Genomic DNA, 12331 nt, shown 5'->3' with positions numbered 1-12331 from the left:
CCCCGGATTCTCCGCAAGAAGAATCCGGGGCACTATGATTCAGAGTCTACCCGCAGATAGAAACGAATTTATTTTTGGATGGAAGCTACGCTACCTGCTCCAACTGTACGTCCACCTTCGCGAATGGAGAATTTAGTACCTTCTTCAATAGCGATAGGGGAGATCAAAGCAACAGTTACAGTGATGTTGTCACCAGGCATAACCATTTCAGTACCTTCTGGCAAGTTGATGATGCCAGTTACGTCAGTTGTACGGAAGTAGAACTGTGGACGGTAACCAGTGAAGAATGGTTTGTGACGTCCGCCTTCTTCTTTAGTCAAAACGTAGATTTGAGCAGTGAACTCAGTGTGTGGTTTAACAGAGTTCGGTTTAGCCAATACTTGGCCACGCTCGATCATAGTACGGTCTACACCACGAAGCAAAGCTCCGATGTTGTCGCCCGCTTGAGCGGAATCCAGCAATTTACGGAACATTTCTACGCCCGTAACTACGGATTTCTTAGTTTCTTCGTGAATACCAACGATTTCGATTTCTTCTCCGACTTTAACTGTTCCGCGTTCTACGCGACCAGTTGCCACAGTACCGCGGCCAGTGATGGAGAATACATCTTCGACAGGCATCAAGAATGGTTTGTCAGTTTGACGCTCTGGAAGTGGAATGTACTCGTCGATTGTTTCGAACATTTCAACAATCTTCTTAGCATATTCGCCTTCTGGGTTTTGAAGAGCTTCACGAGCAGAACCACGAATGATTGGAGTGTCGTCGCCTGGGAAGTCATACTCGCTCAGCAAGTCACGAACTTCCATTTCAACCAATTCCAACAACTCTTCGTCTTCAACCATGTCGCATTTGTTCAAGAAAACAACGATGTATGGAACACCTACTTGACGGGACAACAGGATGTGCTCGCGAGTTTGTGGCATAGGGCCATCAGCTGCGGATACAACCAGGATAGCTCCGTCCATTTGCGCTGCGCCAGTGATCATGTTTTTAACATAGTCGGCGTGACCAGGGCAGTCTACGTGAGCGTAGTGACGGTTAGGAGTTTCATATTCAACGTGGGAAGTGGAGATTGTGATACCACGTTCGCGCTCTTCAGGAGCTTTGTCGATTTGATCGAATGCGATAGCTGCGCCACCGTAAGTTTTGGACAATACAGTAGTGATTGCAGCAGTCAGAGTCGTTTTACCATGGTCGACGTGACCAATAGTACCGATGTTAACGTGCGGTTTGTTACGTTCAAACTTTGCCTTTGCCATTTGAACAGTTCCTCCTTAATGTGGGGTTCCTTATATTTGAGCCGCCCGCATATATGTTTATCTTAGATGACTGAGTAATTATACTCGGACGGCAAGTTAAAACTAGTAATTATTCTCCGCCTTTGTTCTTAGCAGCGATCTCTTCCGCAATGGATTTAGGAACTTCTTCATAGTGAGAAAGCTCCATTGAGAATACGCCACGTCCTTGAGTACCAGAACGAAGAGTTGTAGAGTATCCGAACATTTCGGAAAGAGGCACCTTAGCACGGATAATTTGCGCTCCACCACGGGAATCCATACCTTCGATACGGCCACGGCGGGAGTTCAGCATACCCATAACATCACCCATATATTCCTCAGGAACAGTTACTTCTACTTTCATGATTGGCTCAAGCAGGACAGGTTTACACTTGTCTTTAGCTGCTTTAAGCGCCATCGAGCCGGCAATTTTAAATGCCATTTCGTTGGAATCGACATCATGGTAAGAACCATCAACGATGGTAGCTTTAACGTCTACAAGCGGGAAGCCTGCAAGTACGCCGTTTTTCATTTGTTCTTCGATACCCGCAAGTGCAGGAGCGATGTACTCTCTAGGAACCGAGCCACCGACAACTTTACTTTCGAATTTGCTACCAGTACCTGGCTCGAGGGGTTCAAATTCAACCCACACGTGACCGTATTGACCACGACCACCAGATTGGCGTACAAATTTACCTTCGACGCGAGCAGGTGCCTTGAACGTTTCGCGGTAAGCAACCTGTGGTTTACCCACATTGGTTTCTACTTTGAACTCACGACGCATACGGTCGATGATGATGTCCAAGTGAAGTTCACCCATACCAGCCAGGATAGTTTGGCCTGTTTCTTCATCAGTATGAGCACGAAGAGTTGGATCCTCTTCAGTCAACTTACCGAGAGCAACGCCCAATTTATCTTGGTCAGCTTTTGTTTTTGGTTCAACAGCGATTTCGATAACTGGATCAGGGAAGTTCATTGATTCCAGAATTACTGGATGCTTCTCATCACACAGTGTATCACCTGTACTGGTGTCTTTCAAACCAACTGCTGCAGCGATGTCGCCAGAATACACGATGGAAATCTCTTGACGGCTGTTAGCATGCATTTGAAGGATACGACCAATACGTTCACGTTTGTTCTTAGTAGCATTAACTACGTAAGATCCGGACTCTAGAATACCAGAGTATACACGGAAGAACGTAAGTTTACCTACATAAGGGTCAGTCATGATTTTAAATGCCAAAGCTGCAAACGGTTCTTCATCCGAAGAATGACGAACTGCTTCAGTTCCATCATCAAGATGTCCAGTGATAGCTGGAACGTCAAGAGGAGATGGCAAGTAATCAACAACAGCATCCAGCATAAGCTGAATCCCTTTGTTACGGTAGGAGGATCCAACAATTACAGGGAACAATTTAACTTCAACTACGCCTTTGCGCAGTGCAGCTTTAATTTCCGGAACTGTAATTTCTTCGCCTTCCAGGTACTTCATAGTCAGATCTTCATCAAGTTCAGCAACTTTCTCGATCAACTCGAGACGCAGCTCCTCAACTTTGGCCAAATATTCTTCCGGAATATCCGTTACTTCGATGTTTTGGCCTAGATCATCTCTGAACATGTGTGCTTTTTGCTCAACAAGGTCGATAATACCAGTGAAATCACTTTCTGCACCAATTGGCAATTGAATAGCAACTGCATTGGCTTGAAGGCGATCACGCATAGTTTCGATTACGTTAAGGAAATCCGCACCGATAATGTCCATTTTGTTCACATATGCAATACGTGGAACGTTATAACGGTCAGCCTGTCTCCATACGGTTTCAGACTGAGGCTCAACGCCCTCTTTTGCACTAAATACACCTACTGCCCCATCCAATACACGCAGGGAACGTTCAACTTCAACAGTGAAGTCAACGTGTCCTGGGGTATCAATGATATTGATGCGGTGACCTTTCCACGCAGCAGTCGTAGCAGCGGACGTAATCGTGATTCCGCGCTCTTGTTCTTGCTCCATCCAGTCCATTGTAGCAGCACCCTCGTGAACTTCACCGATTTTGTGCGTACGGCCTGTATAGAAAAGAATCCGCTCTGTGGTAGTTGTTTTACCAGCATCAATATGCGCCATGATCCCGATATTACGTGTATTTTTTAAGGAGAACTCTCTAGCCATGAAATGGATCTCCCTTCAAAATATAAGTTATTTGAATGACCTTAATCCTACCAACGGTAGTGAGCGAACGCTTTGTTTGCTTCAGCCATTTTGTGTGTATCTTCGCGTTTCTTAACAGAAGCGCCTGTGTTGTTGGAAGCGTCGATGATCTCAGCCGCCAAACGCTCTTCCATCGTCTTCTCACCGCGGTTGCGAGAGTAGTTTACGAGCCAACGTAATCCCAGAGCAGTACGTCTCTCTGGTTTAACCTCGATAGGTACTTGATAGTTAGCACCACCGACACGACGAGCTTTGACTTCCAAAACCGGCATGATATTCTTGATGGCAGCTTCGAAAACTTCCATCGGATCTTTACCCGTACGTTCTTCAATCAACTTGAATGAATTGTACAGAATGCTTTGAGCGACACCTCTTTTACCACCCAGCATAATGCGGTTAATCAAACGAGTAACCAACTTGCTATTATACAACGGATCTGGCAATACGTCTCTCTTAGTAACTGGACCTTTGCGTGGCATGGATATCCCCCTTTCTTAAATGTTTATTATTCTAGAATTTTTTCTTATTTCTTAGCTTTAGGACGTTTAGCACCGTATTTAGAACGAGCTTGCATCCGGTTAGCTACACCTGCTGTATCCAATGCACCACGAACGATATGGTAACGAACCCCTGCAAGGTCCTTTACTTTACCTCCGCGAAGTAATACAACACTGTGCTCTTGTAAGTTATGTCCGATACCCGGGATATAAGCTGTTACCTCGAGACGGTTCGTCAAACGAACACGGGCATATTTACGAAGCGCTGAGTTTGGTTTACGTGGAGTCATAGTACCAACACGAGTGCACACACCGCGTTTTTGCGGAGCGCTCAAATTTGTAGCCTCACGCTTGAGGGCGTTATACCCTTTTTGAAGAGCGGGAGATTTAGATTTTTCGATTTTGGCTTGACGGCCTTTACGAACCAATTGGTTAATTGTTGGCATGTTGTTGCCACCCCCTTCCTGAAATGATAGCCGATTTAAGAACTCTAAGCCCACAGACCCAGGCGGTTCATAAAAAGACAAATGAAAAGTTCTTGCCGCTGGAGTTCACCCAGTACAAAAACATTTCCGTAGCTATTGTTTTAAGACGGCTGCCATCGCAGCGCCAACTTCTATTCCGCAGGCCTTGCCCAAATTCAGCATCGTATCCACGTATGTGATCTTAACACCTTGTTTGTTACAAAGCATAACTATCCTGGAAGTAAGCCTTTGATCTCCGTCCTCTGCCACATAGACTTCTGCAGCTTGGCCCAACTCTACCGCCTTGACGGTTTGTTTGGTACCGATCTTGACCTGAGCATCCTGTAGTCCTCTATCATCAGTCATAATCATTACCTCCAATGAACAAGGATAACATGGCTACTCACGCACCTTAGACATTTTAGCATTATCAATAGATGGTGTCAAGAAATTCAGCAATAATTTTTATGAATATTATACACAGCAGATATTCGTGTCACACCTATGATTAGGTATGACACGAGTTCACTACCATGTTTGCTAATTTATTCAGCAGGAACCGGCTCTAAAGATTCAAGCGCGCTTTCTGCATTTGGATCACTTAACTTAACATTACGGTAACGATTCATACCAGTACCTGCAGGAATCAACTTACCGATAATAACATTTTCTTTGAGTCCAAGCAACTTATCTACTTTGCCTTTGATAGCAGCGTCTGTTAAGACACGAGTAGTTTCTTGGAAAGATGCAGCGGATAAGAAGGAATCTGTCTCAAGAGATGCCTTGGTAATACCGAGTAAGACCGGTTTAGCAACTGCAGGCTCTTTACCTGACAAGATGGCTTCCTTATTAGCAGCTTCATATTCATGAATATCCGCAAACGCGCCTGGTAACAGACTTGTGTCACCTGCATCAATGATACGGATCTTCCGAAGCATTTGTTTGATCATAACTTCAATGTGCTTATCATTGATCTCAACGCCCTGGTTACGATATACACGCTGAACTTCTTGCAGAATGTAGTTTTGTACCCCACGGATCCCTTTGATTCGCAGCATTTCTTTAGGGTCAATCGAACCGTCTGTCAACTCATCGCCGGCTTCAATTTCTTGGCCTTCGCTGACACGTAGACGTGAACCATAAGTAATGGAATAAGTCTTGGATTCTGCTTCACCTTGAACCTCGATTTCACGACGATCCTTAGTTTCACGGATTTCCTTGATTACACCATCGATCTCACTGATTGTAGCCTGACCTTTAGGGTTACGAGCTTCAAACAACTCTTGAATACGCGGCAAACCTTGCGTGATGTCATCACCGGCAACACCGCCGGTATGGAACGTACGCATTGTAAGCTGGGTTCCTGGTTCACCGATAGATTGTGCAGCGATAATACCAACCGCTTCACCGATCTCAACGTGTTTACCAGTTGCCAAGTTACGACCGTAACATTTCTTACAAACACCATGACGAGCACGGCAGCTTAGTACAGAGCGGATTTGTAGCTTAGTTACACCAGCGTCTACGATTGCTTCCGCTTTATCGGAGTCAATCAAATCGTTGCGGTGAACAATGATTTCGCCTGTTTCCGGATGACGAACAGTCTCGAAGCAGTAACGACCTTCAATACGGTCATACAGATCCTCAATAACCTCTTTACCATCCTGAATACGACTAACTGTAAATCCTTTATCCGTTCCACAATCTTCCTCACGGACGATAACGTCCTGAGCTACGTCAACGAGACGACGAGTCAAGTAACCGGAGTCAGCAGTACGAAGTGCGGTATCGGCAAGACCTTTACGCGCTCCGTGAGTGGAGATAAAGTACTCCAAGACCGTAAGACCTTCACGGAAGTTCGCTTTAATTGGCAATTCGAAAATCCGACCCGAAGGTGTTGCCATCAGACCACGCATACCACCCAGCTGAGTGATCTGCGATTTGTTACCCCGCGCTTTGGAGTCAACCATGAGCATGATAGAGTTGAAACGGTCCATCGATTTAAGCAGGATGTTCGTAAGATCATCCTTCGTCTTCGACCAGATCTCAATAACACGGTCGTACCGTTCGTCATTAGTGATCAGACCACGGCGATATTGGTTAGCAACCACATCTACCTTAGCTTCGGACTCTTTCAGGATCGTAACTTTCTCCTCAGGCACGATAACATCCGACACAGCAACGGTAACACCGGAACGTGTGGAGTAAGTAAAGCCGAGTTGTTTAATTTTATCCAAAATCATAGAGGTTTTGGTTGTATGATAAGTTTCAAAACAACGTGCGATAATCAGACCCAGATATTCTTTACCTACAGCGCTGGCTTCAGGAGCGGATTCAATCAGCTCGCGAATATCTGCGCCTTTTTCATAGATAAAGTATTTCTCTGGCGTGCCATGCAGCAAGTTAGTCTTAGTCGCTTCATTGATATAAGGGAAACTACTTGGGTAAATTTCATTAAAAATAATCTTACCGATCGTAGTAATCAACATTGCGCCTTGTTGTTTTTCCGTAAAGCAAGTCTTACCTAGTGCTTTAACTGGAATAGCTACACGAGCATGAAGACCAGCAGTTCCGCGTTGGTAAGCTGATACAGCTTCATTTACGGTACGCAGAATCATACCTGATCCTTTTTCTTCCTTGTTGTCCATGGTCAGGTAGAAAGTACCAAGGACCATATCCTGGGAAGGTGTTACAACCGGTTTTCCGTCTTTAGGGTTCAAGATATTACCGGATGCAAGCATGAGAATACGTGCTTCCGCTTGAGCTTCTGCTGACAGAGGAACGTGCACCGCCATTTGGTCACCGTCAAAGTCGGCGTTATAAGCCGTACATACGAGTGGGTGAAGACGAATAGCATGACCTTCCACCAAAATCGGTTCAAAAGCTTGGATACCGAGACGGTGAAGTGTTGGTGCGCGGTTTAGAAGTACTGGGTGCTCTCTGATTACTTCTTCAAGTACATCCCATACTTCAGGACTTACACGCTCAACTTTACGTTTTGCGCTCTTTATGTTGTGGGCTAGGCCCTTATTAACCAATTCCTTCATGACAAAAGGCTTGAACAATTCTAGCGCCATTTTCTTAGGAAGTCCGCACTGATACATCTTGAGGTACGGTCCTACAACGATAACGGAACGACCAGAGTAGTCAACCCGTTTACCGAGCAAGTTCTGACGGAAACGTCCTTGTTTACCTTTCAGCATGTGGCTGAGAGATTTCAATGGACGGTTACCAGGACCCGTTACCGGACGTCCTCTACGGCCGTTATCGATGAGAGCATCGACAGCTTCCTGTAGCATCCGTTTCTCGTTCTGCACGATAATGTCAGGTGCACCTAGATCCAGCAGTCTTTTCAGACGGTTGTTCCGGTTAATAACACGACGATAAAGATCGTTCAAATCAGACGTAGCAAAACGGCCACCATCCAATTGAACCATCGGACGAAGCTCCGGAGGAATAACCGGAAGAACATCCATGATCATCCAATCAGGTTTGTTGCCTGAGTTACGGAATGCTTCAATGACTTCCAGACGTTTGATCGCCCGGTTACGACGTTGGCCTTGGGCCGTACGCAGTTCTTCTTTGAGGAATTCCAGCTCTTTTTCGATGTCGATGTCTTGAAGAAGCTTCTTAACAGCTTCAGCACCCATGCCCGCTTGGAATCCGTAACCGTATTTTTCACGGTAGCTACGATATTCTTTCTCGGATAGAAGTTGTTTCTTTTCCAGTGGTGTTTCACCTGGGTCAGTTACAACATACGAAGCGAAGTAGATAATCTCTTCAAGTGATCTTGGAGACATATCTAGTGCCAAACCCATACGGCTTGGGATACCTTTGAAGTACCAGATATGAGATACCGGAGCAGCCAATTCAATGTGACCCATACGTTCACGACGAACTTTAGCACGAGTAACTTCAACGCCACAACGGTCGCAGACTACGCCCTTATAACGGACACGTTTGTATTTACCGCAATGACATTCCCAGTCTTTTTGCGGTCCAAAGATACGCTCACAGAAAAGACCCTCTTTTTCCGGTTTCAATGTACGATAGTTAATGGTTTCCGGTTTCTTAACTTCTCCGCGGGACCATGAACGAATCTTCTCCGGAGAAGCGAGTCCGATTTTCATAAATTCAAAATTGTTAACGTCCAACAAGGAGCAACCCTCCTTAACCTAATCCTGATTTAGTACCGCTTTGCCCTCCTCTGACTGTTACATCAAAAGAGGGCGCGGTCCTTTATAAAATGGAACTCAAAAGCTCCAACGTGATTATTCTACTCCGACTTCTGCGCCTTCTAAATTGAGGCTCAGCTTGTCGCCTGACGTCTCGTCCTCATCGTCCAATTCTCTCATTTCAATTTCCTGCTCGTCACCGCTAAGAATCTTAACATCCATACCCAGGGACTGCAGTTCTTTGATCAATACCTTGAACGACTCAGGAACACCTGGTTCCGGTACATTTTCACCTTTGACAATGGATTCGTACGTCTTCACGCGACCAACCACGTCATCGGATTTTACGGTCAAAATTTCTTGCAATGTATATGCAGCACCGTAAGCTTCAAGCGCCCACACTTCCATCTCACCGAAACGCTGTCCACCAAACTGAGCTTTACCACCCAGTGGCTGTTGCGTAACTAGTGAGTAAGGTCCTGTTGAACGGGCGTGAATCTTATCATCAACCATGTGCGCCAGTTTGATCATATGCATGACGCCGACAGTAACTTCACGTTCGAAGCGTTCACCTGTACGACCATCGTACAATACAGTCTTACCATTACGCTGCATGCCAGCTTCTTCCATCGTATCAAATACGTCGTACTCACGTGCTCCGTCGAATACCGGCGTTGCAATGTGAATTCCCAGACGCAATGCGGCCATACCAATATGGACCTCAAGCACCTGTCCGATGTTCATACGAGAAGGAACGCCTAGAGGGTTAAGAACAACCTGTACTGGCGTACCGTCCGGAAGGAACGGCATATCTTCTTCTGGCAGGATACGGGCAACGACACCCTTGTTACCGTGACGTCCGGCCATTTTGTCACCTTCAGAAATCTTACGTTTCTGAGCGATGTACACACGAACCAATTGATTTACGCCAGGAGGCAGCTCATCGCCGTTCTCACGTGTAAATACTTTAACGTCAACGATAATACCATCACTACCGTGAGGAACGCGTAAAGAGGTATCCCGTACTTCACGAGCCTTCTCACCAAAGATAGCGTGTAGGAGACGCTCTTCTGCAGTCAATTCAGTTACACCCTTAGGAGTAACCTTACCAACTAGAATGTCACCAGCACTGATTTCCGCACCGATGCGGATAATTCCACGCTCATCAAGATTGCGCAGAGCTTCTTCGCCCACGTTTGGAATATCACGTGTGATTTCTTCAGGTCCCAGTTTAGTGTCACGAGCTTCGGATTCGTATTCCTCGATATGAATCGAAGTGTATACATCTTCCTTAACTAGCTTTTCACTTAACAGGATCGCATCCTCGTAGTTGTAACCTTCCCAAGTCATGAACGCAACGACTACGTTACGACCAAGAGCAAGTTCGCCCATTTCTGTAGAAGGACCGTCCGCCAGGATGTCACCCTTCTTAACAATATCCCCTCTTTTAGCTAGAGGACGTTGGTTAATACAGGTACCTTGGTTAGAACGCATAAATTTGTGTAATTTATATTTAACGATATCGCCTTTAACTTCTTTGCCTTCGACAGTTTCAACCCGGCGCAGCCAAATTTCATTAGCTGAAGAGCGTTCGATAATACCGTCATATTTAGAAACAACACATACGCCAGAATCCTTAGCGGATTTATGTTCCATCCCTGTTCCGACCAACGGAGCTTTAGGAATTAGAAGTGGAACGGCTTGACGCTGCATGTTAGATCCCATCAGAGCGCGGTTGGAGTCATCGTTCTCAAGGAACGGAATGAGCGCCGTAGCGACGGATACGACCTGTTTAGGCGAAACGTCCATGTAATCTACACGATTACTTGGCATTGTTGTAATGTTGTCAGAGTCTTTATTGTAACGAACGATTACCATGTCTTCCTTAAAGGAGCCATCTTCATCGATCAATACGTTAGCCTGAGCAACTACATAATTATCTTCCTCATCAGCAGTCAGATAATCGATTTGTTCAGTTACCTTACCTGTCTTTGGATCTACCCAACGATACGGAGCTTCGATAAAGCCGTATTCGTTGATACGAGCAAAGGTGGACAAGGAGTTGATCAATCCAATGTTCGGACCTTCCGGTGTTTCAATTGGACACATCCGGCCGTAGTGACTGTGATGGACGTCACGAACTTCAAAGCCCGCGCGTTCACGTGTCAAACCACCAGGTCCGAGTGCAGACAGACGACGTTTATGCGTAAGTTCCGCAAGTGGGTTCGTCTGGTCCATAAACTGAGACAGCTGGGAGCTACCGAAGAACTCTTTAATGGACGCGATAACCGGACGAATATTGATCAGAGCTTGAGGCGTAATTGCATTAGCATCCTGAATCGACATTCTTTCACGCACAACGCGCTCCATACGGGACAAACCGATACGGAACTGATTCTGCAGAAGTTCACCCACAGAACGCAGACGACGGTTACCCAGATGGTCGATATCATCGGTATTACCAATTCCGTGAAGCAAATTAATAAAGTAGCTGATCGAGGATATAATATCAGCTTGAGTAATGTGCTTAACAGACTTGTCGATGTTGCCGTTAGCGATCAGCTTAATAACCCGACCTTCTTCAATTGGCGAGAATACGTCAATCGTTTGAAGAGGAATATCTTCGCTGTCCATAACTCCACCAGTAACACGGTAGTTCTTAAAGGCAACATTCTTTTCAAAGTAAGGAATCAATTCATCAAGCAGTCTGCGATCGACCATTTGACCAGACTCAGCCAGGATTTCCCCTGTAGCTTCGTCAACCAAAGGCTGAGCAAGACGTTGATTGAAAAGACGGTTCTTAATGTGTAGCTTTTTGTTGATTTTGTAACGGCCTACATTAGCTAGGTCGTAGCGTTTTGGATCAAAGAAACGCGCGACCAGCAAACTTTTGGCATTGTCTAGTGTCGGCGGTTCGCCCGGACGCAAACGCTCATAAATTTCAATAAGCGCCTTCTCCGTGGAGTCCGTGTTGTCTTTATCCAGCGTATTGCGAATATATTCATCATTGCCAAGCAATTCCAGAATTTCGGCATCACTACCGAAACCGAGAGCACGCAAAAGTACGGTAACAGGAATTTTACGAGTCCGATCGATACGAACATACATAATATCCTTAGCGTCGGTCTCAAGTTCCAACCAGGCTCCGCGGTTCGGGATTACTGTGGCGGTGTAGGTTTTTTTGCCGTTCTTATCCACTTTTGTGCTGAAATAGACGCTTGGAGAGCGAACCAACTGGCTGACAATAACCCGTTCCGCACCGTTAATAATAAAAGTGCCGGTCTCCGTCATCAGCGGGAAATCTCCCATGAACACTTCCTGCTCTTTGACCTCACCGGTCTCCTTATTAATGAGCCGCACCTTTACACGCAGAGGAGCCGCATACGTCACGTCCCGCTCTTTAGCGTCGTCAACCGTATATTTCGGTTCACCCAGGCTGTAATCAATGAACTCTAGTACCAAATTACCTGTGAAATCCTGGATCGGCGAGATGTCCTGAAACATTTCCCGCAATCCTTCCTCCAAAAACCAATCATAAGATTTTTGTTGGATCTCGATCAGGTTCGGGACCTCGAGTACCTCGTTAATTCTCGCATAGCTCCGCCGAGTGCGTCGACCATACTGAACAAGATGTCCTGCCAACTTTACTCACCCCTCATGTCTACTCACTTAAAAATTGATTGCGAACCCTTGTTTGGAACCGTATAAT

Annotated in this window: 7 protein-coding genes; all 7 read right to left on the bottom strand. The window is 45.8% G+C overall.

All coding sequences use genetic code 11. The features are described 5' to 3' along the window. Window positions 1-68 precede the first annotated feature (68 nt). Window positions 69-1259 (bottom strand): elongation factor Tu, encoded by a 1191-nt coding sequence (gene tuf / locus MKY52_RS11980; RefSeq protein ID WP_042192178.1) that lies wholly within the window; start codon window positions 1257-1259, stop codon window positions 69-71. 109 nt (window positions 1260-1368) lie between these two features. Next, window positions 1369-3447, bottom strand: coding sequence for an elongation factor G (gene fusA / locus MKY52_RS11975; protein ID WP_042192180.1), 2079 nt, complete (start codon window positions 3445-3447; stop codon window positions 1369-1371). Window positions 3448-3494: 47 nt separating this feature from the next. Beyond that, window positions 3495-3965 (bottom strand): 30S ribosomal protein S7, encoded by a 471-nt coding sequence (rpsG, locus tag MKY52_RS11970; RefSeq protein ID WP_036680520.1) that lies wholly within the window; start codon window positions 3963-3965, stop codon window positions 3495-3497. A gap of 44 nt (window positions 3966-4009) precedes the next feature. Continuing rightward, on the bottom strand, window positions 4010-4429 hold the full coding sequence (gene rpsL, locus MKY52_RS11965; protein WP_036680518.1) for a 30S ribosomal protein S12: 420 nt from the start codon (window positions 4427-4429) through the stop codon (window positions 4010-4012). A 132-nt stretch (window positions 4430-4561) separates the two neighbouring features. Then, window positions 4562-4813 carry a ribosomal L7Ae/L30e/S12e/Gadd45 family protein gene (locus tag MKY52_RS11960; RefSeq protein WP_042131229.1) on the bottom strand — a complete coding sequence of 84 codons (252 nt, stop codon included), beginning with the start codon at window positions 4811-4813 and terminating at the stop codon, window positions 4562-4564. Window positions 4814-4992: 179 nt separating this feature from the next. Then, the gene (gene rpoC / locus MKY52_RS11955; RefSeq protein WP_042192182.1) at window positions 4993-8604 is read right to left on the bottom strand and encodes a DNA-directed RNA polymerase subunit beta'; all 3612 of its coding nucleotides are present in this window, start codon (window positions 8602-8604) and stop codon (window positions 4993-4995) included. A gap of 114 nt (window positions 8605-8718) precedes the next feature. Then, window positions 8719-12264 carry a DNA-directed RNA polymerase subunit beta gene (gene rpoB, locus MKY52_RS11950; RefSeq protein WP_042131231.1) on the bottom strand — a complete coding sequence of 1182 codons (3546 nt, stop codon included), beginning with the start codon at window positions 12262-12264 and terminating at the stop codon, window positions 8719-8721. Window positions 12265-12331: the final 67 nt, after the last annotated feature.

Source organism: Paenibacillus sp. FSL P4-0184 (genome assembly GCF_038004625.1).
GTDB lineage: Bacteria > Bacillota > Bacilli > Paenibacillales > Paenibacillaceae > Paenibacillus_AQ.
The sequence above is the reverse complement of the archived record's forward strand: the minus strand, read 5'-3'. Positions and strand labels throughout refer to the sequence as shown.